This window comes from Rhizobacter sp. Root1221 (assembly GCF_001425785.1).
Lineage (GTDB): Bacteria > Pseudomonadota > Gammaproteobacteria > Burkholderiales > Burkholderiaceae_C > Rhizobacter.
In genome coordinates this window covers 1-24988 of sequence record NZ_LMDI01000016.1, presented here as the reverse complement: position 1 = coordinate 24988, position 24988 = coordinate 1, and the positions used below count along the sequence as shown (strand labels likewise).

The window sequence follows — 24988 nt, the reverse complement described above, 5'->3', positions numbered from 1 at the left end:
GATCTGCGGCTTCGCTTCGCTCGCCTGTTGCCTGGCGTTCGCGGTTCGGGGCTTCGCTTTGCTCGCCTCTTGGCTGCGGGCTCATCCCATCAAGGGGATGAGGCCGCACGGCGAGCGAGCGAAGCGATGCAATGCCCCGAAACGCACGCTCACACCTCGGCTCATTCAGTGACGAGCCAGCGGCCCGCCACGTAGTCGAGGGTCAATGTGGCGTTGCCGAAGGGCTGGAGGCCGATCACGCCGATGAGGGGTTGTTCGGCTTGAAGCCCAGGTCGGGGCAATGGGTGACCTGGACGGCCTGGGGCTGGCCTGCGCCGATGTGCACGCTGCCGGCGGCCACCGTGCGGTAGCAGGTGAGGTCCCGGCCCCAGCTGTGCGCGCTGAAGGTGCTCACGCCCGGGGTTCGGGCCAGCGGGGCATCGCCGGTGAGGGCGGTCCAGTCGGTGGCGGTCAGTGCGCCGAGGCCGATGGCCGTGGACCCGGTGTCGAGCAGGCCTTGCCGCAGCACCCCGTCGGCGCCACGCACTGCCACGAGCGGGTGATCACCGTGAGGCTGGCCACGGCGGTAGGCCATGGGTTGCGCGCCAGCGTGGTGCGTCAGGTCGGACCCCGTGTTGAACGTGGCCCGGGCGCGGCCCAGGTCGAGTGTCAGCGTGTTCATGGCAGACGAGCCCCCTCATTTGCGGCATGGCCGGGCACCGGGGGGCGGCGCAGACTCCCGCATTGAGAGTTTGGGGAGGGTCACCCGGCGTTCGGAGGTGACCCATGAGTTCTGTCTGCCACGTGGATGCGCCGAAGGCTGCCGGCGGAAGCTGCAGCCAACCCCTGGAGACCGTGCGGGCGGCAGACTTGCCGTACCGGCGCTTCCTCGATGACTACGTGCGCCTGAACCGGCCGGTCGTGGTCACCGGTGCCGTCACGGATTGGCCCGCGCTGCGCAAGTGGACGCCAGCCTATTTCAAGGAGCGGTTCGGCTCGAAACCGGTGGCGGTCAGCTACCAGGACACCATGCCGTTCGATCAGTTCGTCGATGGCGTGATGGCCTCGGACGACACCCATCCGGGCCCGTACATGTTCCGGCTGTTCCTGCACGAGAACCTGCCGGAGGCGTTGCCCGACGTGATTCCGCAGAACGTGTACGCGTTTCCGCGGCGGTACGCGAGCCCGCTGATGCGGGCGCAATGGCGCCGCCCCGACGGGTACCTGAAGCTGCTGATCGGCGGGGTAGGCAGCAAGTTCCCCGTGCTGCATTTCGACGGCGAGAACGCCCATGCTGCCATTACCGAGGTGTACGGCGACAAGGAGTTCGTGATGTTCCCGCCGGAGGACGGCCCGCTGCTGTACGCGAACCCGAAGCTGCCCAACCGCTCCCTGATCGACAACCTCAACGAGCCCGACCTGCAGCGGTTCCCGCTGCTCGCCAAGGCCACGCGCTACCGGGCCGTGCTGCGCCCGGGAGACATGGTGTTCGTGCCCAGCCGCTGGTGGCACACCGCCCGGCCGCTGACCCCGTCGGTGTCGGTGTGCATGAACATCCTCGATGGTTCCAACTGGGCCGGGTTCGTGAACGAGACCTGCGCCGATGCCTTGAAACAATCCGCGTTGAAGGCGCACTTGTATCGCGTGTACCTCACGTCGCTCGGCGGGGTGTTGACGGCGGTGGAGTGGTTGCAGGAACACCTGCCGCGCGTGGCGCGCACGCTGGTGGTGCCGGTGTGGATTGGTCCGGCCAGTGCGGCGTTTGCACACGAGCCGTCGGCCCGGCAACTGAAGATCACGGTGCCCACGTCCTGAGCGCCGCCCCGGTTTCCGGGGGGTGGGCATGCGCAATCCGGCATTCGCCGCTATGCTGACATCAGGCCCTCGCGTGGCCTGCTCAAAGCTTCCGCCATGAAACGCGTGATCGCTCTTGTTTGTGCTGCCGCCTGTGCGGTGGTGTCTGCGCACGGCGCCGCCGTGCGGCCCGACCACCCGCTGATCGGGCTGTGGCGGCTGCCTTACCCGAACAGCTCGTGCGCCGAAATCTACCGCATCGAGGCCGATGGCACCACGTTGGTGACCAGCCACCACGAGGTGGCTGAATCGGAGTTCACGGTGTCGGACCGGCCCGAGCCGAGCGGCTTCTACAAATGGGTGGACCGCATCGTGCGGGACAACGGGCAGAAGGATTGTTCAGGCCGTGTCACGGAGCCGGGGCAAGAAGTGACCCGCTACATCCTGCTGCACCCCGCGGGCCACGTGTTCGTGATGTGCGAGAACGAAGACGAGGAGCTCGAGACGTGCATCGGGCCGTTCATTCGCCTGGCGGACGCCGACGCCTGAGCGCACCCGAAAGCAGGCAGGTTCAGAGCCAGTGCCAGAGACTCCACGCCCAACGGGGCAGGTTGAGCAGGGGGCGCGGGCGGTAGGTCTGGCGATAGTCGGTCAGCATGGGGGTGTCCGAGTACTGTTGTTGCATACAGTATATGGGCCGGCCCGCGCCATGGCAAGCTGTCCCCCGCGTCACCGTCGTGGCCGGGTGCCGGCCTGCCAGCCGGTCAGGCGGTGTGCACGCGGCTCGGGGTGCCGTCCACGGCCACCGGCGCATCACCGGCCACCGTCACCCGGCGCATCACGCGGTGCTGGTCGCCGTAGTCGTCGATGGCGTAGTGCTGGGTGGCCTGGTTGTCCCAGATGGCCACGTCGCCCTCGGACCAGCGCCACCGCACCGTGTTCTCGAGCCGCGTGATGTGGCGCTGGAACACCGACAGCAGGTTGGCCGAATCGAGCGAGCTGTGGCCCACGAACCGCTTGACGAAATGGCCGGCCACAAGCGTGCGCTCGCCGGTGCGCGGGTGCACGCGCACGAGCGGGTGTTCGGCCTGGATCAGGCGCGACGTGAACACCTCGCGGTAGCGCCGCAGGCCTTTGTCGTCGTGGGCCTTCACGCGCGTGGCCGCGTAGTCGTAGTCGTTGCCGTGCACCGCCCACAGCGTCTCGGCCAGTGCCCTCAGCGGTGCCGGCAGGTCGTCGTACGCGGTGGCGGTGTTGGCCCACACGGTGTCACCGCCGTGCTGGGGCACGACCACCGACCGCAACACGGAGAGCTTCGGGTAGGCCACGTCGAACGTGACGTCGGTGTGCCACGAGTTGGCGCGCCCGCCATGCTGCGAGTCGAGTTCGAGGATGTGGGTGCCGTCGCGCGAGGGCACGGTGGGGTGGGGCACCACCTCACCCCACAGGCGTGCGAAGTCCTGCTGGCTGGTGTCGGTCAGGTGGTGCTGTCCGCGAAAGAAGAGCACCTTGTGGCGGTCCAGCGCCCGCTGGATCGCCTGGAAAGTGGCGGGGTCGAGGTCACCCGTCAACTGCACCCCGCGCACCTCGGCGCCGATGCGCCCGGCCACGGGCAGGAGGGCGAGGGGCGTGGTGGCGGTCGCGGCTGGGGCGGTATCGAAAACGGCGCTCATCGGGGGTCTCCGGTGTGATGGAGACCTCAGCGTAGGTGCGGTTCGTGTGGAATCGAACGAAGGAAACCGGCGCTCCATATGCGCAAGAGGGGGCTTTCACGGCGCGGCCACCCCGTCGAACACAAGCGCCAGTTCGGCGCTGTGCAACACGCTGGCCGCGCCGCTGGTCCAGCGGCAGGGCACCGGGCTGATGGTCGCCGCGCGAGTGGGAGTCCGCCGGCTTCAGCCGGCTGCGGCGCCAGCCGACAGCCGCGCCGTGATGCGGTCGTTCGTGCCGGTGGGCACCTTGCCGGCCACGGCCACCGACGCACGCGACGCCAGCATGCGCTCGAACGCCTCGCGCACCTGCGGGCCCGTGACCCCGGCGATGCCGGCGGCCAGTTCCGCGCGCGGGCGCACGTGGCCGAACACGAACAGGTCCTGCACCGCGGCCTCCAGGCGGCGCACCGGGCGTTCGTGCGTGCGCAGGTGCCGCACGGTGATCTGGTTGCGCGCGCGCTCCAGGTCCACCGGGTCGATGCGGCCGGCGTGCTGGGCCAGCAGGCGCGAGATCTCGGTGACACATTCGTCGAGCTGGGTGGACGACGTGGACGCCTCGATCACGCACTGGCCGCTCACGTCGAACACATCGGCCGAACAGGCGGCGTAGTACACCAGGCCCCGGCGCTCGCGGATCTCGTCCATCAATGGCGAACTCATGCCCTCGCCGAACAGCGCCGCGGCCACCACCGCGGCCTGGTGGTCCTCGCGGAGCGACGGGATGGGGTAGCCGAGCACCAGGTGCGTCTGGCTGAACCCCGGCTGGCGCTTCGATGCCACGCCGCCCACGTAGGCCGGCGCGGCCACGGTGTGCGCGGGCCCGGTGGGCATGCTGCCGAACGCCGTCTCGGCTTCGCGGAACAGGGCCTCCGGGTCCACGTTGCCGGCGATGCCCACGATCACGTTGCCCGCGGTGTACTGGCGCTGCACGTAGCCCAGCAGGTCGGCCCGCGTGAAGCGTTCGATGTTGCGCCGCGTGCCGATCACCGGCTGTGCGAGCGGGTGGTTGCCGAAGCTCATCTTGTCGAAGAGCTTGTAGGCCGTGGACAGCGGGTCGTCCTCGTCCTCGGTGTATTCGTGCAGGATCACCTGCCGCTCGCGTTCCAGCTCGGCCTCGGGGAAGGTGCTGTGGCGCACGATGTCGGCCAGCATGTGCAGGAAGCGGACGGCGTCCCGCGCGAGGCCGCGCATGTGGTACGCCGTGTGGTCCTTGTCGGTGTGGGCGTTGACGTCGGCGCCGAGCCGTTCGGCATCGAGGTTGATCTGCTGGCACGTGCGGTCGTGCGTGCCCTTGAACGCCATGTGTTCCACCACGTGGCTGATGCCGTTGAGCGACTTGCTCTCGTGCAGGCTGCCGGTGCGCACGAACACGCTGATCTGCACGCTGTCGACGTGGGGCAGCTGCAGCGTCAGCACGCGCACGCCGTTGGACAGCGTGGCGACATGGGTGTCTGTGTCGGCGGGGAAGGAAGAGGTCATGACGCCATTGTCGCGCCGCTCGTCCCTTCGAGGGGTGGACAGGGGTGGTACGTCCCCGGACACTGCGGCCCCATGACTCCCTCCGATCCGTCCTGCCCGGCCCGCCGCCGGGTGCTGGTCCAGGCGCTCGCGGCCGCCGGCGTGCTCGGCGCGGCGCCGATGCCGGTGCTCGCCTCCGCCGAAGCCCGCGTGGGGAACGTCACCGGGCTCTACACCGTCGAGGTGGCCCGCATCGACGTCCCCGGGCATGTGGACGACGTGGCCGCCGCCGTGCGCGGCTGGCCGGGGCGCATCGCGGTGGGCGGTGGGCGTTTCAGCATGGGCGGCCAGGTGGCCGTGGCCGGCGGCCTGCACCTCGACCTGCGGCGCCTGAACCGCCTGGTGTGGATCCGTCCGGAAGACAAGGTGGTGCGTGTGCAGGCCGGCATGCGCTGGCGCGACCTGCAGGACGTGCTGGACCCGCTGGGCCTGGCCGTGCGCACGATGCAGAGTTATGCGAACTTCACGGTGGGCGGTTCTGTGTCGGTCAACGCCCACGGCCGCTACGTGGACCATGGGCCGGTCGGCAACACCGTGCGGGCGCTGCGGCTGGTGCTGGCAGACGGGTCCGTGGTCGAGGCCGACCGCACGCAGCAGGCCGAGTTGTTCCGCGCGGCGATCGGCGGCTACGGTGCGGTGGGGGTGATCGTCGAGGTGGAACTGGACCTGGCCGACAACGTGCCCATCGAACGGGTGGTGGCCGAGACCACGCTGGCCGGTTACCCGGCCCACTTCGACCAGGCCGTGCGCGGCGACCCCGCCAGCGTGTTGCACAACGCCGACCTGCTTCCCCCGGCGTTCGACCGCCCGGTGAGCGTCACGTGGCGGCGCACCGGGCGGCCGCTCACCGAAACCGCCCGGCTCGTGCCACGCGGCGCCAGCTACGGCCTGGAGCAGAACGTGCTGTGGGCGGTCACCGAACTGCCGGGTGGTCCGAAGCTGCGCCGCTCAGTGATCCACCCGATGCTGCTCGCCAAGCCCGTGGTGCAGTGGCTCAACCACGAGGCCAGCCTCGACGTGGCCGAGCTCGAGCCGCGCACGCGGCTCATGTCCACCTACGTGCTGCAGGAGTACTTCGTGCCGCGCCGGCATTTCGAGTCGTTTGCGCGCGGCATGGGCGAGGTGCTGCGGCAGCAGCGGGTGGAGGCCGTCAACGTGTCGGTGCGCCATTCGCCGGCCGACACGCTGTCGCTGCTGCCGTGGGCCCGCGAGGAGGTGTTCTCGTTCGTGCTGTACCACAAGCAGCGCACGTGGGCGGCCGCGCGCGATGTGGTGGCGCAGTGGACCCGCGAGCTGATCGACCTGGTGCTGGCCCACGACGGCCGCTACTACCTGCCGTACCAGCTGCATGCCACCCGCGCGCAGTTCGACCGGGCCTATCCGGAGGCCGTGGCGTTGCGCACGTTGAAGGCGGTGGTGGACCCGCAGGGCAAGTTCTGCAACGAACTCTGGGCCCGGTACCTCTGACAGGCCCCCCGCGCCGATCAGCGCTGCCGCTGCTCCGGCGCCAGCGCGTAGTGCGTGAACGCCACCAGCAGGTCGTGGTCGGCGGCGTGGAACACGGTCACCATGCCGGCGCCCGCGCGCACGATGAGGCGCGGCGCCACCAGCCACGACAGGTACGGCACGTAGATCATCTTGGCGTGGCTCACGTCCGCCCACTTCACGCGCTTGGGCCAGACCCACGTCTGGCGGATGAACTCCGGCGTGACTTCGGTGCGGCTGCGCCAGACCCAGAACGTCACGACCAGCAGTACCGCGAGGCCCGCCAGCACAAGGCCCTTGGCGGAGAGGGATGCGTTGACGATCACCGGTTCGTCGAGGGCCTGCCAGCCCGCGGCGAACACCCACGCGGTGAGGGCGGTGACGAGGCACCGCACCACCAAGGGGAACGCCGCGCCCTCGGCGCGCGGCGCGGGGGTGTCGTTCACTTCGCGGGTTCCGGTGGCGGATCGGTCTTGAACAGCTCGTCCATGTTCTCGTTGGACGGTGCCGGGTCCTGGTCGGCCGGCGCGTCGATCTGCACCTTGTCGAGGTCGACCTTGACCTCCTCGTCGAGGAACATCGTGACGGTCTGCGGTACGAAGATCACGATCACCACGAGCACCAGCTGCAGCATCACCCACGGGATCGCGCCCATGTAGATGTCGGACGAGAGCACCTTCTTCGGCAGCGACCCGTTCTTGAACAGCGTGTCGGAGATGCCGCGCAGGTAGAACAGCGCGAAGCCGAACGGCGGGTGCATGAAGCTCGTCTGCATGTTCACGCACAGCAGCACGCCGAACCAGATCAGGTTGATGCCCATCTTGTCGGCCACGGGGCCGAGCATGGGCAGGATGATGAAGGCGATCTCGAAGAAGTCGAGGAAAAACGCGAGGAAGAAGATGAAGATGTTGACGACGATCAGGAAGCCGGTCTGGCCGCCCGGCAGGTTCGTCAGCATGTGTTCGATCCAGATGCCTCCGTCGACGCCCTGGAACACGAGGGAGAACACCCGCGAGCCGATCAGGATGAACACCACCATCGCGGTGATGCGCATGGTGCCGGCCATGGCCTCCTTCATCAACGCCCAGTCGAGCCGGCGGTGCAGGGCCGCGAGGATCAGCGCGCCCACGGCGCCCATGGCCCCGGCTTCGGTGGGCGTGGCCACCGCGGTGTCGATGCCGGGCAGGCCACCCATGCTGCCCAGCACGGCGAAGATCAGGATGGCCGACGGGATGATGCCGCGAAGGCACTTGGCCCACAGCGCCCAGCCGTTGAGCGTGCGCGCTTCCTTCGGCACGCCCGGCACGTGGTGGGGCTTGATGCGGCTCAGGAAGAAGGTGTACAGCGCGAAGATCAGCACCTGCAGGATCGACGGGCCCCAGGCGCCCTTGTACATGTCGCCCACCGACTTGCCCAGCTGGTCGGCCAGCACCACGAGCACGAGCGACGGTGGCACGATCTGCGTGATGGTGCCCGAGGCCGCCAGCACGCCGGTGGCGTAGCGCATGTTGTAGCCGTAGCGCATCATCACCGGCAGCGAGATCATGGCCATGGCGATCACCTGGCCTGCCACCGTGCCGGTGATGGCGCCGAGGATGAAGCCCACGATGATGACCGAGTAGCCGAGGCCGCCGCGCACCGGGCCGAACAGCTGGCCCATGGAGTCGAGCATGTCTTCCGCGAGGCCGCATTTCTCGAGCACGGCGCCCATCAGCGTGAAGAACGGGATGGCGAGCAGCAGGTCGTTCGACAGGATACCGAACACGTTCAGCGGCAGCGCCGACATGAACTCGGGCGGGAACCAGCCCATGTTGATGGCGATGAAGGCGCACAGCAGCCCGAGCGCGGACAGCGAAAACGCCACCGGGAAACCGATCAGCATGATCAGGATCAGCCCCCCGAACATCATCGGGGCGAAGTTCTGCATGGTCATTGCAGCGGTCTCTCGTAGTGGATGTCCATGTCGTACAGGTGCAGCAGCCAGGCCACGCGCTTGATGATCTCGGCGAGTCCCTGCAGCAGCACGAGGGCGAAGCCCACCGGCAGCATCAGCACCGCGGGCCAGCGGATCAGGCCACCGGCGTTGCCGGACACCTCACCCGACACCCACATGCCGTGGAAGTAGGGCCACGAGAGCCAGAGCATCACGCCCATCACGGGCATCAGGAAAAAGATGAGGCCGAACAGGTCGACATACACCTTGCCGTGGCCGGACAGCCGCCCGTACAACACGTCCACGCGCACATGCTCGTTGACCTTGAGCACGTGGGCCGCGCCGAGCATCACGCACACGGCGAACAGGTACCACTGGATCTCGAGCCAGGCGTTCGAGCTGTTGCTGAAGAGGAAGCGGATGATCGCGTTGCCGGCACTGATGAAGCAGGACGCGATGACCGCGACCGCAGCGATCCAGCCGACCTTGTGGGTAAGCCAGTCGATGGCTCGGGCGAGGGCTAGCAAGGCTTTCATGCGAAACACCTGCGGGGTGGAGGGAAATGGGTGGCCGAGTCTACGCGCCGCGCACGTCGGTGCGCGACGGTAGTTATGCGGAGGGGCCGCCGTGCCCGGGGAGGGGCGTGGCGTGGTTCACGCCGGGCGGTTCAGCCCTTGAGCGCGGACGCGGCCTGGAACAGCTTGCCCACGCGCGCGCCGCTGCGGCAGAAAGCGAGGATGGGCTTCGGCAGCGACTCGAGCAGCTCGGCGAATTGCGCGATCTCTTCCGGCGACTGGTAGCCGCCCGCGACCGGCAGGAACACGTACTGCAGGCCCGCGGCCTGCGCCGCGGCTTCGATGGACGCGTTGGTGGGCTGGTCGGGGCCGTGCTCGAAATCGGGCCGGTTGTTGATGACACTCTTGAAGCCGTTGGCGGCGGCCCAGGCCATGGCGGCCGGGTCGAGCTGGCCTGCGGCACACACGGTGTCGCTCAGGCGGTGGACGGTCGGGGTGCTCATGGCGGTCTCCTCGCGGTCAGCGGGCCAGCGCGGCCTTCACGGCGGCGGACACCTGGCCCATGTCGGCCTTGCCTGCCAGCTGGGCCTTCACGGCGGCCATCACCTTGCCCATGTCGCCAGGGCCGCTGGCGCCCAGCTCGGCCACGATGCCGGCCACGGCGGCAGCCACCTCATCGGCGCTCATGCGCTGCGGCAGGTAGGTCTCGAGCACGGCGAGTTCGGCCGTTTCCTTGTCGACCAGGTCCTGGCGGCCACCGGTGGTGAACTGGGCGATGGAGTCCTTGCGCTGCTTGACGAGCTTGTCGACGATGGCGATGACGGCCACGTCGTCGAGTTCGATGCGCTCGTCGACTTCCCTCTGCTTGAGCGCCGCGAGCAGGCCGCGGATGGTCAGCAGGCGCGCCGAGTCTTTCGCGCGCATGGCGGTCTTCATGTCGTCGGTGATCTTGTCTTTCAAGGTGCTCATGGCGGCTCCTGGGTCGAAAACGGGCGGGTCAGAAACAACAAAGCCCGCGATGAGCGGGCTTGGTGTGCTGAGCGGGAGGGCTCAGTACAGGCGCTTCGGCAGCTGCATGCTGCGGATGCGCTTGAAGTGGCGCTTCACGGCGGCAGCCTTCTTGCGCTTGCGCTCGGCGGTGGGCTTTTCGTAGAACTCGCGGGCGCGGAGGTCGGTCAGCAAGCCCAGCTTTTCAATCGTGCGCTTGAAGCGGCGCAGGGCCACGTCGAAGGGCTCGTTCTCTTTAACGCGAATCGAAGTCATAGATCCAGATGTTAGTGCGCTCGGTGTTCGCCCGGTTACTCAAGGTGGAGGTTCCGGAATCCAGCCTCGGGGCCTGGACGAATCGACACGCGGGTTTGCCAGCAAAGACGGCGATTATAGCCACCGTCTTTGGCGGGTGCAAGGGGTCAGCGCCCGCTCACGGCTAGCGCGTTCATTTTTCCGTGCCGCCCAGGCGGGGCATCGAGGTGCCGGTGCCCGGGGAGAGCAGGCCCACCTTGGCGTAGATCTCGAGCTTTTCCCGGGTGTCGGTGATGTCGAGGTTGCGCATGGTGAGCTGGCCGATGCGGTCGGCCGGCGAGAACGTGGACTCGCCCTTTTCCATCGTCAGGCGTTCCGGCTGGTAGGTCAGGTTCGACGAGACGGTGTTCAGGATGGAATAGTCGTTGCCGCGGCGCAGCTCGACCGTCACCTCGCCGGTGATGGCGCGGGCCACCCAGCGCTGGGCGGTTTCGCGCAGCATGATGGCCTGCGGGTCGAACCAGCGGCCCTGGTACAGCAGGCGGCCGAGGCGGCGGCCGTTGTCGCGGTACTGCTCGATGGTGTCTTCGTTGTGGATGCCGGTGACCAGGCGCTCGTAGGCGATGAAGAGCAGCGCGAGGCCCGGGGCCTCGTAGATGCCGCGGCTCTTGGCCTCGATGATGCGGTTCTCGATCTGGTCGCTCATGCCGAGGCCGTGGCGGCCGCCGATGCGGTTGGCCTCGAGCAGCAGGTCGACCGTGCTCGCGAAGGTCTGGCCGTTCAGCGCGACCGGCAGGCCTTCCTCGAAGCGCACGGTGACTTCCTCGCGCTTGACTTCAACGTCGTCGCGCCAGAACGCCACGCCCATGATGGGCTGGACGATCTTCATGCCGCTGTTCAGGTGCTCCAGGTCCTTCGCCTCGTGCGTGGCGCCGAGCAGGTTGGAGTCGGTGGAGTAGGCCTTTTCGGCCGACATCTTGTAGCCGAAGCCGGCCTGGGTCATGAACGCCGACATCTCGGCGCGGCCGCCCAGTTCGTCGATGAACTGCTGGTCGAGCCACGGCTTGTAGATCTTGAGGCCCGGGTTGGCGAGCAGGCCGTAGCGGTAGAACCGCTCGATGTCGTTGCCCTTGTAGGTGCTGCCGTCGCCCCAGATGTTGACGTCGTCTTCCTTCATGGCGGCCACGAGCATGGTGCCGGTGACGGCGCGGCCGATGGGCGTGGTGTTGAAGTAGGTGACGCCGGCGGTGGAGATGTGGAACGCACCGGCCTGCAGCGCGGCGATGCCTTCGGCCACGAGCTGCGTGCGGCAGTCGATCAGGCGGGCCTTCTCGGCGCCGTACTGCATCGCGCGGCGCGGGATGTCGTCGTAGTCGGGCTCATCGGGCTGGCCGAGGTTGGCCGTGTAGGCGTACGGAATGGCGCCCTTGTTGCGCATCCAGTGGAGCGCGGCGCTGGTGTCGAGACCGCCGGAGAACGCGATGCCGACCTTCTGGCCGGACGGCAGTTGCTGAAGAATGGTTGCCATGGTGTGAATAGAGCCCGAAACCGTGAAAACGAGGGCGCCCACGCGCCAACCCGGCATTGTCGGGCAAATTTGGGGTGGGGCGGGGAAAATCCCGCCGATCAGGCGTCCGGGGCGGTGCCCAGCGCCCGGCCGCAGGCCGCGGCGCTGGCCCAGGCCCACTGGAAGTTGTAGCCGCCGAGCCAGCCGGTCACGTCCACCACCTCGCCGATGAAATACAGGCCCGGCACCTTGCGGCTTTCCATCGTCTGCGAGCTGAGTTCGCGGGTGTCCACGCCACCGGCCATCACTTCGGCCTTCTTGTAACCCTCGGTGCCACTGGGCGTGAGGGACCAGGCCTGCAGGCTCGCGGCGAGCTGCAGCAGGTCCTTGTCCCGGGTGTCGGCGATGGGGCGTTCGGCCAGCTCGGGGTGGCGGGTGAGCCAGGCCTCGGCCAGCCGCGCGGGCAGGTGCTGGGGCAACTCGTTGGCGACCTTGCGGCGCGAGCTGCCCTTGGCGGCCTTCAGCGTGGCCCCGAGGTCGGCGCCCGGGGCGAGGTCCACGTCGATGGGTTGGCCGGGGTGCCAGAAGCTCGAGACCTGCAACACGGCCGGGCCGCTCAGGCCGCGGTGGGTGAACAGCAGGTCTTCCAGGAACTCGCCGTCGCCGCTGCGGATGCCCACCGGCAGCGACAGCCCGGCCAGGGGCACGAACGGCGCCCAGGCGGCCGCATCGAACGTGAGTGGCACGAGGGCAGGGCGGGTGTCGGTGGTGCGCAGGCCGAACTGGCGCGCGAGCCGCAGGCCGAAGTCGGTGGCACCGATCTTTGGCACCGGCAGGCCGCCGGTGGCCACCACCACGCGGGCGGTGCGCACCAGGCCGCGGTCGGTGTCCAGCTCGAAGCCCGTGCCGGCCTGGCGCACCGCCTGCACGGCGCAGGGTTGCCAGTGCGTGACGTTCCCCTGCTCGCACTCGCGCAGCAGCATCGCGATCAGGTCCTCGGCGGACTCGTCGCAGAAGAGCTGGCCCTTGTGCTTCTCGTGCCATGCGATGCGGTGGCGCTGCACCAGGGCGATGAAGTCCTGCGGGGTGTACCGGGCCAGCGCGGAGCGGCAGAAGTGCGGGTTGTCGGACAGGAAGTTGGCCGGCCCGGCGTCGCGGTTCGTGAAGTTGCAGCGGCCGCCGCCGGAGATGCGGATCTTCTCGGCCACCTTGGGGGCATGGTCGATCAGCAGCACGCGGGCGCCGCGCTGGCCGGCGATGCCGGCACAGAACAGGCCGGCGGCGCCGGCGCCGATGACGACGGCGTCGTAGGGCAACATCGAATGGAATCCTGCGGGGGCAAAGCCTGTGATTATCCGCGGGAAGCCGTCCCCCTAGAATCAACGGTTTCAGCGAACGCGGGCGTTCACTGGCCCGGCTCTTGCTGAATGGGACCAGGAACTTCAGACATGAGCATCAGCGCATACATCAAGGAAATCGGCCGGGGCAAGGAAGGCGCACGACCCCTGCAACACGCCCAGGCGCACGACCTGATGAGCCAGGTGCTCGACGGCCAGGTGACCGACCTCGAACTGGGTGCGTTCGCGATCGCGATGCGCATCAAGGGCGAGTCCACCGAGGAGCTCGCCGGGTTCCTGCAGGCGGTCACCGAGCGCTGCGTGCGGCTGAACGCCCCCGGTGCGGCCGTGGTCTTGCCGTCATACAACGGCGCCCGCAAGCTGCCCAACCTGACCCCGCTGCTCGCGCTGATGCTGGCGCAGGAGGGTGTTCCGGTGCTCGTGCACGGCATGCCCGAGGACCCCACGCGGGTCACCACCGCCACCATCTTCCACGACCTCGGGTTGACCGAGGCCACCACTGCCGAAGAGGCCACGCAGGCGTGGCAGCGCCGCGAACCCGTCTACATGCGCACCGACCGCCTGTGCCCGCCGCTCACGCGGCTGCTCGATGCCCGGTGGACGATCGGTCTGCGCAACTCCGCCCACACGGTGGCCAAGCTGCTCGACCCGTTCCCGGCGCACTCGGCCGTGCGCATCGTCAACTACACGCACCCCGAGTACGCGCAGATGCACACGGCGTTCCTGCAGCACATCGGTGCCAACGCGGTGCTGATGCGCGGCACCGAGGGCGAACCCGTCGCCGACCCGCGCCGCCTGCCGAAGCTCGACGTGTTCATCGGCGGCGAGCCCCGCGCCGACCTGTCCGTGACGGCCCACGACGGGGTGTTGCGCGAGCTGCCGGTGCTGCCGCGCACTTGCGACGCACCCACCACAGCGCTGTACATCCAGTCGGTGATCAGTGGGGAGAAGCCGGCGCCTGCGCCGTTGGTGCAGCAGGTGGCGTGTCTCATGCAGGCCTTGGCGGCGATGAAGCGCGATCACCCGAAACAGGGCAAGACGGCCTGAAATTGCGCCGTCATCCCGGCGCAGGCCGGGATCTCAAGCGGCGGACGGGAAAGTCGTCGTCCAGCGAGACGGTGGGGATCCCGGCCTTCGCCCATTGCTGTCCGGGGAAAATCTCGGGTCATCCCGGCGAACGCCGGGACCCACTGCGTCCGGGCGCGGCGACGTTCCGGTCACATCTGGCCTGATACCCCCGCCTCAACGCTTCTCTCGACAGCGTGGACCGTTTGGGCCCGCTACAGGCAACACCCGATCTGCATCACACGCTCATGCCCACGCGTCCAGTGGGTCCCGGCTGATCGCCGGGATGACAACGCTGCGATTGAGTCGACCCATCGGTGAATCGGCTGCACCATCGATGCCTGCTGGCAACGCTGCCATTCAGGTTGATTTTCCCCGGACAGTAGTGGGCCTTCGCCGGGATGACATCTCACGCTGCCGTCAGTTGATGTTGGACCATGCGCTTCAACTCGGGAATGCACGAACCGCAGTTCGTGCCGCACTTCAGCGCCCCCTGCAATTGCGCGAACTGCTGGTCGGCGGTGCCGTTGCAGGTCTGCAGCGTGGCCATGATGTCGGGCTCGGTGACGTTGAAACACGTGCACACCTGGCGGCCGCGGGACTGCACCGCGACGGGCGCTTTTGCACCCGGGATGAGCAGCATGCGGCCGTAGGCCTGCGCCGGCAGCTGCTCCTGCAGCAGCGGCTTGACCCACACCTCGGCGCTGATGTCTCCGCCCAGCACGAACCCTTCGAGCTGCGTCTGGTCGTTGACCTCGGCGAGGCGCATCGTGCGGCGCTGGCCGCGCCGCTTGTCGACGTAGTGCAGCACGTCCTTGCCGCCCAGGCCGAGGATGCCCTCGATCTTCTGCAGCAGTTCGTCGGGCGGGGCCTCGTACGCGGCCGCGCGGAACAGCACGCCGGTGCGCTCGCGCCCGAAGGGCACGCAGCTCGCGAACGAAAACGCGCCCATCAGCGGCTTGAGGTGTTCGCGCGCCAGCAAGGCCTTGTCCTCGGGCAGCCAGGCCATGCCGAGCAGGCGCCAGGGCAGTTCGGCCTTCAGCACCTTGACCGCCGCGTGTTTCAGCTCGGGCTGCTTGGACGTAGGGCAGTACGCCGGGGTGGTCAGCGTGTTCACGCCGTGCACCGCGGAGCCGTTCGAGGTGCTGCCGGACAGCGCTTCCTCGCCCCAGTGCATGGCCATGAAGGCCTGCGTCACGGCCACCTGTTCGCTGGCCACGACCGGGGCCACGAGCGAGCCGCGGCGGGAGGTGACGTGCACCAGGTCGCCATTGACGAGGCGCAGGCGGGTCATGTCCTGCACGTTCATCTCGATGGACGGTTCCGGCACGTGCCCGAAGAGGCGGCCGAGCGTGCCGGTGCGGCTCATGCCGTGCCACTGGTCGCGCAGGCGGCCGGTGTTGAGCGAGAAGGGGTAGCGGGCATCGCGCGGTTCGGCCACCTTGTCGTAGGGGGCATCGTGGAACTTCGCTCGACCGTCGGCGGTGGGGAACACCCCGTCCTCGTACAGCCGGGCGCGGCCGGTGGTGGCGCCTTCCGGGAAGGGCCACTGCTCGGGGCGTGCCTCGATCAGGGCGTAGCTGAGCCCGGTGATGTCGAGGTCGCGGCCGCGGGTGGTCTCGCGGTGTTCGTTCCAGATCTGCTCGGGCGTGTCGTACGGGAACAGCGTGGGTTTGCCAGGACGCAGGCGTGCCTCGAGCCGGCGCGCGAAGTCGCACACCGTGGCCCAGTCGTGGCGCGTGGCGCCTGGGGCCGAGATGGCGGGGCGCACGCGCGAAATGCGCCGTTCGCTGTTGGTGACCGTGCCGTCCTTTTCGCCCCAGGTGGTGGCCGGCAGCAGCAGGTCGGCGTAGTCGCACGTGGTGGTGGTGCCGAAGGCTTCCTGCACCACGACGAACTCGGCCCGTTCCAGCGCGCGGCGCACGACGGTCTGGTCAGGCATGGATTGCGCCGGGTTCGTGCAGCTGATCCACAGGGCCTTGATCTGGCCGTCGGCCGCGGCCTGGAACATGTCCACGGCCGTCTTGCCCGGGGTGGCCGGCACGCTGTCCACACCCCACAGGCGCGCCACTTCTTCGCGGTGCGCCGGGTTGGCGAGGTCGCGGTGGGCGCTCAGCAGGTTGGCCATGCCGCCCACCTCGCGGCCGCCCATCGCATTGGGCTGGCCGGTGAGCGAGAACGGGCCGGCCCCGGGTTTGCCGATCTGGCCGGTGGCCAGGTGCAGGTTGATCAGCGCGGCATTCTTCGCGGTGCCGCTGCTGCTCTGGTTCAGGCCCTGGCAGTACATCGACAGCGTGCGGCCGCCCGCGGCGCCGAACCAGCGTGCGGCCTGGATCAGGTCTTCCTCGCGGATGCCGCACAGCTTGGCGGCGTCCTTCGGCGCGTAGTCGCGCACGCGGTTGCGCAGCGCTTCGAAGCCGTGGGTGTGGGCGGCGATGTAGGCCATGTCGGCCAGGCCTTCCCACAGCATCACGTGCAGCATGCCGTGGTACAGGGCCACGTCGGTGCCGGGCAGGATGGGCAGGTGCAGGTCGGCGGCGCCGGCCGTGTCGGTGCGCCGCGGGTCGGCCACGATGACCTTCATGGCCGGGTTGGCCGCGCGCGCATCTTCGATGCGGCGGTACAGGATGGGGTGCGCCCAGGCGGTGTTCGACCCCGTGATGAACAGCGTGGTGGTGTCCTTCAGGTCGTCGTAGCAGGCGGGCGGGGCATCGGCGCCGAGCGTGGCCTTGTAGCCCGCTACCGCGCTGCTCATGCACAGGCGCGAGTTGGTGTCGATGTTGTTGGTGCCAATCAAGCCCTTCGCGAGCTTGTTGAAGACGTAGTAGTCCTCCGTCAGCAGTTGGCCGGACACGTAGAAGCCCACGGCGTCGGGGCCGTGGTCTCGGACGACCCGGGCGAATTGGCCCGAGGCCAGTTCGAGCGCGGTGTCCCACGACACGGCGCGGGGGGCCGCGTCGCGGTTCGCGCGGTGCGACGGCTGCAGCAGGCGGGCCTGCAGTGTGATGGGGGCGGCCGCCGTCTGGTGCAGCGTGCTGCCCTTCGTGCACAGGCGCCCGAAGTTGGCGGGGTGGTCCGGATCGCCGCGCACACCGGTGATCTGTGCGCCTTGTGACTCGATGATCACGCCGCAACCGACGCCGCAGTACGGGCAGGTGGAACGGGTCTCAGCCATCGAGGGCCTCAGTGAAAGGGAGCATGGGAACGGGAAGTCCGGAAAAGGTCAAGCGGCCCCCGCATTGGCGGGGGCGTCGAGGTGGGCACCCAGGCCGAGGGTGCGCAGTTCGTTCAGCGAAAGCTGCACCTGGTCGCCGTCGAGGTGGACGGTGAACGCCTGCGTGCAGCCCACGTCGGGGGCCCGGGCGCAGCCGTCGGCGAGGCCGATGGTCCAGTTGTGCAGCGGGCAGGCGACGGACTCGCCGAACACGATGCCCTGGCTCAGCGGACCGCCCTTGTGCGGACAGCGGTCGAGGAGGGCGAACACCTTGTTCTCGGCGTTGCGGAACACGGCGACGTCGGTGTGGCCCTGGCGCGCCACGCGGCGCGACCCCAGCACGGGGATGTCGTCGACCTTGCAGATGGTCTTCCAGTCACTCATGGTGCTTCCAACGTGTTGAACCGGCAGCCCGCGGTGCGGGCCGGCCGGCGGATCGTAAACGGACGGACGCCGGGCGGGTCAGGAGATGGCGGCCACGGGCGCGAACTGCCGCGTGTCCACGGCCGCCTTGTCGAACTCGAACCAGGGATCGGGTTCGCCGTCGAGCGAGAACTGCAGGCGTTCCCACAGCGCCTTGCGCCCCTCGGCGTCGTCGAGGATCTTCTTCTTCACGTGGTCGAGGCCCACGCGGTTCACGTAGTGCACGGTGCGCTCGAGGTACCAGCCTTCCTCGCGGTAGAGCTGGCAGAACGCCCCGGTGTATTCCATGACCTCTTCGGCCGTCTTGAGCTTGACGAGGAAGTGGGCCACTTCGGTCTTGATGCCGCCGTTGCCGGCCACATACATTTCCCAGCCGGAATCGACACCGATGATGCCGACGTCCTTGATGCCGGACTCGGCGCAGTTGCGCGGGCAGCCGCTCACCGCGAACTTGACCTTGTGCGGCGCGTACATCTTCCACATCGCGCGTTCCAGGTCCATGCCGAGCTGGGTGCTGTCCTGGGTGCCGAAGCGGCACCATTCGGACCCCACGCAGGTCTTCACCGTGCGCAGCGCCTTGGCGTAGGCGTGGCCGCTGGGCATGCCGATGTCGTGCCAGATGTCGACCAGGTCTTCCTTCTTCACGCCCAGCAGGTCGATGCGCTGGCCGCCGGTGACCTTGATGGTGGGCACCTTGTACTTGTCGGCGGCGTCGGCGATGCGGCGCAGTTCGTCGGCCGTGGTGACCCCGCCCCACATGCGCGGGATGACGGAGTACGTGCCGTCCTTCTGGATGTTGGCGTGGCTGCGTTCGTTGATGTAGCGCGATTGCGGGTCGTCCTTGGCCTCCTTGGGCCAGGTGCTGATCAGGTAGTAGTTGACGGCCGGGCGGCAGCTCGAGCAGCCGTTCGGGGTGCGCCAGGCCATGGACTGGTACACGTCGTCGATGGTGAGCAGCTTCTGGTCGCGGATGGCCTGGCGCACTTCCTCGTGGCTGTGGTCGGTGCAGCCGCACATGGCCTTCTTCTTCGGCGTGGCCGAGTAGTCACCGCCGGCGGTGAACATCAGCAGCTGCTCGACGAGGCCCGTGCAGGAGCCGCACGAGGCGCTGGCCTTCGTGTGCTTGCGAACGTCCTCCAGCGTGAACAGGCCCTTCTCCTGGATGGCCTTGCAGACGGCCCCCTTCGTGACACCGTTGCAGCCGCACACCTCGTCGGTGTCGGCCATGGCGGTGGCCTTGCTCTGGCCCTGGTGGCCGGTGTCGCCGATGTTGGATTCGCCGAACATCAGCTTGTCGCGGATGTCGCTGACCTTGCGGCCTTCCCGAAGCAGCTTGAAGTACCAGCTGCCGTCCACGGTGTCGCCGTACATGCACGCGCCAACGAGCTGGTCATCCTTGATGACGAGCTTCTTGTAGACGCCGCCGTACGGGTCGCTCATCAGGATCTCTTCGCAGCCTTCGCCCCCCATGAAGTTGCCGGCGGAGAACAGGTCGATGCCAGTGACCTTCAGCTTGGTGGACGTCTGCGAGCCGAGGTAGCGGCCGATGCCGAACTCGGCGAGGTGCGTGGCGCACACCTTGCCCTGTTCGAACAGCGGGGCCACGAGGCCGTAGGCGATGCCGCGGTGGGCCGCGCATTCGCCCACCGAGTAGATGCGCGGGTCGGTGATGGTCTGCATCGTGTCGGTGACCACGATGCCGCGGTTGCAGTGCAGCCCGATCTTCTCGGCGAGTTCGGTGTTGGGGCGGATGCCGGCGGCCATCACCACCAGGTCGGCCGGCACCTCGGTGCCGTCCTTGAACTGCACGGCCATCACGCGGCCGGTGGGGTCGCCGATCAGGGCCTGCGTGTTGGCGCCCATCAGGAACTTGAGGCCGCGCGATTCGAGCGACTTGCGCAGCAGGCCGCCGGAGGTTTCGTCGAGCTGGCGCTCCATCAGCCAGGGGGCCACGTGCACCACCGTGACCTGCATGCCACGCAGCATCAGGCCGTTGGCGGCCTCGAGGCCCAGCAGGCCGCCGCCGATGACCACGGCGTGCTTGTACTTCGTGGCGGCCTCGATCATCGTGTTGGTGTCGGCGATGTCGCGGTAGGCGATGACACCGTCGAGGTCCTTGCCGGGAACGGGCAGGATGAAGGGGTTGGAGCCGGTGGTGATCAGCAGGCGGTCGTAGGAGGCTTCGGTGCCGTCGTCGGCGCGCACGATGCGCTTGCGGCGGTCGATGTCGACCACCTTCTTGCCGAGGTGCAGCGTGATGTGGTTCTCTTCGTACCAGCTGAGGGGGTTCAGCACGATCTCGTCGAGGGTCTGTTCGCCGGCGAGCACCGGGGACAGCAGGATGCGGTTGTAATTGGGGTGAGGTTCGGCGCCGAACACCGTGATGTCGTACAGATCGGGGGCGATCTTCAGCAGTTCTTCCAGCGTGCGAACGCCGGCCATGCCGTTGCCCACCATCACCAACTTCATCTTTTTCATGCCGATCTTCCTCTGACGGGTGTCCTCAGTCACCTCTCAGAAGCAAACACGATGCCAGTTCGTGGCGCACGCTTGGGGCGCAATCTGGTGCCTGGCGCACTGTTTACGGGCAGACATCTTGCTTGCCCCTGTTCACTTTCCCGCTCGGCACCGAAACAGTGCCTTTGACACCCACCCATGAGCTTCGACATCGACATCGGCTACCGCAGCGATCCGGGCCCGCGTGACCGCAACGAGGATTTCTGCGCCGCCGTGCCGCCGGCGCCCCACGAGGAGGCGCTCGGGTTCATTGCCGCCATCGCCGACGGGGTGTCGGCCGGCGGCGAGGGGCGCATGGCCGCCCAGACCAGCGTGATGACGCTGGTGCAGGACTATTTCGGGGCACCGCCCACGTGGGACACCACCGTGGTGCTCGACCGCATCATCGCGGCCCAGAACGCGTGGCTCGCGGCGCACAACCGGCGCCACGTCGGTGCGGCCATGAGCACGCTCACGGCGCTGGCGCTGCGGGGGCACACCTGGACGGTGGCTCACGTGGGTGACACACGGGCCTATCTGGTGCGCGGTGACGACTGCCAGCAGCTCACCCAGGACCACGTCATCGACCACCCCGACCTGCGCAGCCAGCTGACCCGTGCGATGGGGCAGGACGACGCGGTGCGGGTCGACTACCTCCAGGGTGAACTGCAGCTGGGCGACACCTTCGTGCTCTTGTCCGACGGTGCCCACGGCCGGCTGCCCCCGGCGCGGTTGCGGGCCCTCGTGGCCACCGGCACGGCGGCCGAGGGCAGCGAGGCGATCGTGGCCGCGGCCCTCGCGGGTGGGGCGAGCGACAACGTCACCGCACTCGTGCTGCGGGTGCGCGGGCTGGCGCGGTCCCGGCTGGAAGATGCCCTGGTGCAAAGCCGGCTGCTGCCGGTGCCGCCCCGGCTGAAGGTGGGGGACACGCTCGACGGCCTGACCGTCACCTCATTGATTGCCGACACCGACGTGCACCTGCTCTATCAGGTGCGCTCGAAGGCCGACGGCGGGCTGCGGGCCCTGAAGACGCTGCACCCGTCGCGTGCGAGCGACCCGCAGGAGCGGGCCATGCTGGCCCACGAGGCCTGGCTCGGCGCGCGGGTGGGCGAGCGGGCCGGCACCGGGGCGGGGTTCGTGCGCCTGCACGACGTGGTGGATGCCACGGCGTTCTACCTGCTGTTCGACTGGCACACGGGCCAGACGCTCGACCAACTGGCGGCGAAGCGGGGCCCTGGCGGGTTTGGCGTGGCCGAGGTGGTGTCGTGGGCGCAGAGTGCGGCCCGGTCCATCGGCCGGCTGCACCGGCTGGGCGTGATCCACCGCGACATCAAGCCGGCCAACCTGCACCTGGGCGACGACGGCGAACTGCGCCTGCTCGACCTGGGGGTGGCGGTGTCGGGCAACGAGCCCGCGGAACACCGCAGCCTGCACGGCGGCACGCCGAGCTACATGAACCCGGAGCTGTGGGACGACGAGCCCGTCGACCCGCAGACCGACCTCTTCGCGCTCGGTGTCTCGCTGTACCAGTTGCTGACAGGCAACCTGCCGTTCGGTGACATCGAGCCGTACCAGAAGCTGCGCTACCGGCGCGACCCGAAGCCACCGTCGCGGCTGCGTCCGGACGTGCCCATCTGGCTCGATCACGTGGTGCTGAAGGCGATCTCGCTGGACAAGCGCCAGCGCTTCGAGACGGCGGAGGAGTTCGGGCTGGCGCTCGAACGCGGGGCGTCGCGCCCTCTTTTGGCGCAGGGCGGCACCCCCATTGCAGTGCGTGACCCGGTGGTGCTGTGGCAGGTGGCGTTCGCCGTGTCGGTGCTCTTCAACCTGATGCTGATGTACTGGCTGCTCTTCCTGCCGAAGAACTGAACACCGCCGGGGCGGCGGGTGCCGCCCCGGGCGCGGGTCAGTGCGCGCGGGCGCGGCCGCCCTTTTCGGCCCAGGTGCGCGTCCAGCGCAGCTGCATGCGGCGCATCATGATCAGCACGATGAAGGCGAGTGCGGCGAACAACAGGAAGCCCCACAGGTAGGTGCCGGTCTGCTGCTTCGACTGGCCCATGGCGTTGGGCACCAGGCCGCCGCCGAGCGCGCCGATCTCGCCGATCATCGAGCCCGCCACGGCCGTGCTCAGCGGCCAGCGCAGCGGCACCAGCTGGAACAGCGCGCCGTTGCCCGCGCCGAGGGCGGCGAAACACACCATGAACAACAGCGTCGAGAGGGCGAGCGAATGGCCCGCGAAGCCGCAGGCCACGAGGGTCACGCACACCGTCACCAGCACGGCGGTCAGCGTGTTGATGCCGCCCAGGCGGTCGGAGATCCAGCCACCGAACACGCGCACGGTGGCGCCCATGAAGGCGGCCAGCATCGTCAACTGACCGGCTTCCACCTTGCTGACGCCGAACTGGTCGAAGTAGTAGGTGGGCAAGAAGGTGGTGAGGCCGATGAACCCGCCGAAGGTGATGCCGTAGATCACGCTGAACGCCCAGCCATCTTTTTCGAACAGGCACGCGATGTGTTCGCGGAAGCTGGCGTGGGTGTCGACGTCGGGCGGTTCCTGGGCGAAGATGATCATGACAACCATCGGGATCGCGATGGCGCCAGCGGCGAAGCCGTAGACCGCCTGCCAGCCGAAGGCCTGTGCCAGAGGGGGGGCCACCAGCACGGACACCGCCGTGCCGATGTTGCCGGCACCCACCAGGCCCATCGCGAGGCCCTTGTGGCGCGGCGGGAACGAGCCTGAACCCAGTGACAGCGCGACGCCGAAGCTGGCCCCGGCGATGCCGAGCAGCACGCCCATGGCCAGCAGGTCGTTGAACGAGCTGACGTAGAAGAAGCCGAACAGCATCGCGACGGCGATCAGGCCCATCTCGACGAGGGTGGCGTTCTTGCGGCCGATGTACTGGGCCAGCACCCCGAGCGGGAAGCGCATCAGGGCGCCCGCGATGATCGGGATGGAGAGCATCAGGCCCTTCTGGCCCGGTGTCAGCTGGTAGGTCTCGCTGATGAACGGTGCCATGGCGCCGTTCAGAACCCAGATGCAGCACGAGAAGCTGAAGTAAAGGAACGAAGCGAACAGGGTGGGGCTGTGCCCCGTCTTCAGGAAGGCTTTGAAACCAGACACGGTGATCCTCAGGTGATGTCTCGCGCCCCAAACTCGGGCGTCGATCGTTGTTGTCCCATGTCCGATGCGAAAGCCATGCCAGCCTTCGGGGCATCCGAGGTTCCAAGAAGGGGCGGGGTTGCCAACGCTGTCCGGTTTTGGGGCGGGCACCCTGGGCCCATCATCAACCGATGCTACGAGTTGAGACTTTTTCACCCCCATGGTTTGGGGAGGAGGCGGACCGCCGCCCGCCCCTCGCCGCTATGATCAAAGGTAGGGGTTCCCAGATCGGTCGGGCGGTGCATTAATGGCCACCCTGACAATTCATCCGACAAATGCGGCAACCGGGCCTGGGCCCGTGTCCCGACAGGTCTGCGGGCATCGACGAAAGAACGAATGACGGATTCCAATCAGCTGGCCCTGTCTGCGCGTGCCGAACACGCCGGTGGGCTGGCGCTTGCCCTCGGCCTGGCACCCGAAGCCTGGGGGGTGGTGCTGCTGACGCTCATCGAGCGCGCCGATGCGCTGTTCGCGATCAAGGAAGCGGCCTCCGGCCGCTATGTGAATGTCAACGCCCGCATGGACGCGCTGGCCGGCCGCCCGCTGGTGGGCCTCACCGACGACGACTGGGTACCGCCCGACCTCGTGACGGCGCTCCGTACCGCCGACCAGTCCGCCATGGTGCAGACCGTGCCCCAGGTGAGCGAGCACCGCATCGACGACGGCGATGTCAAGCGCGAGTACAGCGTCACCCGCTTGCCGCTGGCTGCCCGCGATGGCGGCACGCCCCGGTTCCTCGCGGTGTTGTGGCTCGACCTGACGTCGCAGCGGCAGCAAGAGAGCCAGTTGCAACTCGCGCTGTCCCAGCTCGAGGCCCAGCAGCAGGCGGCCGAGGCCCAGCGCCGCGAGGCCCAGGACCAGTCGCTGCGCGACCGCGCCACGGGGCTCTACCAGCGTGGTCACTTCGACGACCAGTTGCGCCGCGAGGTGGACCTGTCTTCCCGCGAACACCGCGAGTTCGCGATGGTGTCGGTGGCACTCGACCCACTCAGCGAGGAGGCACTCGCGCTGGGTTCCGAGGCCCGCTTGCGTGTGCTCGAGGCCCTGGGCCGGCTGCTCCGCAGCAACACCCGCGCCATGGATGCGTCCTGCCGGCTGAGCGAAGACCGCTTCGCGGTGCTGCTCTCCGGCGTGGGCCTGGCCACGGCCCATTCGCGCATGGAAGGCCTGCGCCGCCAGTGCGCCACCCAGATCGTCATGCTCAACGGGCACGATCTCGGGTTCACGGTGTCGATGGGTGTGGCAAGTTTCCCGCACACCGCCCACAGCCAGGACGAACTGCTGTCGGCGGCCGACGCCGCGCTGCTGGAAGCCCAGCGCCGCGGGGGCAACCACGTGACGCTGGCGAGCATTCGGTTCGAGCCGAAGGGCTGACAGCTGCGCAGGTCACCCCGGCGAACGCCCACTGCTGTCCGGGGAAAATCTCGGGTCACCCCGACGAAAGTCGGGGCCCACCGGGGCCGTGGCGCGCCTGCCTTCAGTGGGTCCCGGCTTTCGCCCACTACTGTCCGGAATAAATTGGACCGAGGTCACGTAAGTTGTTGCGAGCACTCGCTGTTTGGGATAAATCCCAGAGCGCCAACTCAA

At 68.4% G+C, this 24988-nt stretch carries 21 protein-coding genes; 6 read left to right on the top strand and 15 right to left on the bottom strand.

Features of this window, described 5'->3' with window-relative positions; all coding sequences use genetic code 11:
* Positions 1–235: 235 nt before the first annotated feature.
* The gene (locus ASC87_RS13565) at positions 236–661 is read right to left on the bottom strand and encodes a hypothetical protein (RefSeq protein WP_056662460.1); all 426 of its coding nucleotides are present in this window, start codon (positions 659–661) and stop codon (positions 236–238) included.
* Between the two features lie 104 nt (positions 662–765).
* On the opposite strand from ASC87_RS13565, the gene ASC87_RS13560 reads away from it, so the two are divergent.
* Entirely contained in the window at positions 766–1794 is a 1029-nt protein-coding gene (locus tag ASC87_RS13560) for a cupin-like domain-containing protein (protein WP_056662457.1), read from the top strand.
* A gap of 96 nt (positions 1795–1890) precedes the next feature.
* The gene (locus tag ASC87_RS13555; RefSeq protein ID WP_056662454.1) at positions 1891–2322 is read left to right on the top strand and encodes a hypothetical protein; all 432 of its coding nucleotides are present in this window, start codon (positions 1891–1893) and stop codon (positions 2320–2322) included.
* 215 nt (positions 2323–2537) lie between these two features.
* On the opposite strand, the gene ASC87_RS13550 is transcribed toward ASC87_RS13555, so the two are convergent.
* Together ASC87_RS13550 and ASC87_RS13545 are read right to left on the bottom strand one after the other, a co-directional pair.
* A complete protein-coding gene (locus ASC87_RS13550) occupies positions 2538–3446 on the bottom strand; it encodes a TauD/TfdA family dioxygenase (RefSeq protein WP_056662450.1) in 909 nt (302 codons plus the stop codon).
* 222 nt (positions 3447–3668) lie between these two features.
* The gene (locus ASC87_RS13545) at positions 3669–4964 is read right to left on the bottom strand and encodes a pitrilysin family protein (protein ID WP_056662446.1); all 1296 of its coding nucleotides are present in this window, start codon (positions 4962–4964) and stop codon (positions 3669–3671) included.
* A 72-nt stretch (positions 4965–5036) separates the two neighbouring features.
* On the opposite strand from ASC87_RS13545, the gene ASC87_RS13540 reads away from it, so the two are divergent.
* A complete protein-coding gene (locus tag ASC87_RS13540; RefSeq protein WP_164492003.1) occupies positions 5037–6470 on the top strand; it encodes an FAD-binding oxidoreductase in 1434 nt (477 codons plus the stop codon).
* Positions 6471–6487: 17 nt separating this feature from the next.
* On the opposite strand, the gene ASC87_RS13535 is transcribed toward ASC87_RS13540, so the two are convergent.
* The 8 genes from ASC87_RS13535 to ASC87_RS13500 form a co-directional block, all read right to left on the bottom strand.
* Positions 6488–6934: a hypothetical protein gene (locus ASC87_RS13535; protein WP_056662443.1), complete on the bottom strand. Its 447-nt coding sequence runs from the start codon at positions 6932–6934 to the stop codon at positions 6488–6490.
* A complete protein-coding gene (locus ASC87_RS13530) occupies positions 6931–8421 on the bottom strand; it encodes a TRAP transporter large permease subunit (protein WP_056662440.1) in 1491 nt (496 codons plus the stop codon). Before ASC87_RS13530 ends, ASC87_RS13535 begins: the two co-directional genes overlap by 4 nt.
* A complete protein-coding gene (locus tag ASC87_RS13525; RefSeq protein WP_056662436.1) occupies positions 8418–8957 on the bottom strand; it encodes a TRAP transporter small permease subunit in 540 nt (179 codons plus the stop codon). The genes ASC87_RS13530 and ASC87_RS13525 overlap by 4 nt, the downstream gene beginning before the upstream one ends.
* A 131-nt stretch (positions 8958–9088) precedes the next feature.
* Positions 9089–9439, bottom strand: a complete 351-nt coding sequence (locus ASC87_RS13520; RefSeq protein ID WP_056662434.1) for a TIGR01244 family sulfur transferase — start codon at positions 9437–9439, stop codon at positions 9089–9091.
* Between the two features lie 16 nt (positions 9440–9455).
* Complete coding sequence (locus ASC87_RS13515; protein WP_056662431.1) at positions 9456–9905, bottom strand: GatB/YqeY domain-containing protein; 450 nt, start codon at positions 9903–9905, stop codon at positions 9456–9458.
* An 81-nt stretch (positions 9906–9986) separates the two neighbouring features.
* On the bottom strand, positions 9987–10199 hold the full coding sequence (rpsU, locus tag ASC87_RS13510; protein WP_047503026.1) for a 30S ribosomal protein S21: 213 nt from the start codon (positions 10197–10199) through the stop codon (positions 9987–9989).
* A 172-nt stretch (positions 10200–10371) separates the two neighbouring features.
* Positions 10372–11706, bottom strand: coding sequence for an argininosuccinate synthase (gene argG / locus ASC87_RS13505; RefSeq protein ID WP_056662428.1), 1335 nt, complete (start codon positions 11704–11706; stop codon positions 10372–10374).
* Between the two features lie 98 nt (positions 11707–11804).
* Entirely contained in the window at positions 11805–13004 is a 1200-nt protein-coding gene (locus ASC87_RS13500; protein WP_056662425.1) for an NAD(P)/FAD-dependent oxidoreductase, read from the bottom strand.
* A gap of 129 nt (positions 13005–13133) precedes the next feature.
* Here ASC87_RS13500 and ybiB point away from each other — a divergent pair, with 129 nt between their 5' ends.
* Positions 13134–14090, top strand: coding sequence for a DNA-binding protein YbiB (ybiB, locus tag ASC87_RS13495; protein ID WP_056662421.1), 957 nt, complete (start codon positions 13134–13136; stop codon positions 14088–14090).
* A gap of 427 nt (positions 14091–14517) precedes the next feature.
* Here ybiB and ASC87_RS13490 read toward each other — a convergent pair whose 3' ends face one another.
* The 3 genes from ASC87_RS13490 to nirB form a co-directional block, all read right to left on the bottom strand.
* Entirely contained in the window at positions 14518–17283 is a 2766-nt protein-coding gene (locus ASC87_RS13490; protein ID WP_056662419.1) for a nitrate reductase, read from the bottom strand.
* Between the two features lie 48 nt (positions 17284–17331).
* The gene (nirD, locus tag ASC87_RS13485) at positions 17332–17706 is read right to left on the bottom strand and encodes a nitrite reductase small subunit NirD (RefSeq protein ID WP_056662417.1); all 375 of its coding nucleotides are present in this window, start codon (positions 17704–17706) and stop codon (positions 17332–17334) included.
* Between the two features lie 78 nt (positions 17707–17784).
* Positions 17785–20223 (bottom strand): nitrite reductase large subunit NirB, encoded by a 2439-nt coding sequence (nirB, locus tag ASC87_RS13480; protein ID WP_056662413.1) that lies wholly within the window; start codon positions 20221–20223, stop codon positions 17785–17787.
* 177 nt (positions 20224–20400) lie between these two features.
* On the opposite strand from nirB, the gene ASC87_RS13475 reads away from it, so the two are divergent.
* Positions 20401–22110 carry a bifunctional protein-serine/threonine kinase/phosphatase gene (locus tag ASC87_RS13475; RefSeq protein WP_056662409.1) on the top strand — a complete coding sequence of 570 codons (1710 nt, stop codon included), beginning with the start codon at positions 20401–20403 and terminating at the stop codon, positions 22108–22110.
* Positions 22111–22147: 37 nt separating this feature from the next.
* Here the strand turns inward: ASC87_RS13475 and ASC87_RS13470 are convergent, their stop codons facing one another.
* Positions 22148–23362 (bottom strand): nitrate/nitrite transporter, encoded by a 1215-nt coding sequence (locus tag ASC87_RS13470; protein WP_056662407.1) that lies wholly within the window; start codon positions 23360–23362, stop codon positions 22148–22150.
* 375 nt (positions 23363–23737) lie between these two features.
* Between ASC87_RS13470 and ASC87_RS13465 the strand changes: the two genes are divergently transcribed.
* Positions 23738–24775, top strand: coding sequence for a diguanylate cyclase (locus ASC87_RS13465; RefSeq protein ID WP_082568616.1), 1038 nt, complete (start codon positions 23738–23740; stop codon positions 24773–24775).
* Positions 24776–24988 lie beyond the last annotated feature (213 nt).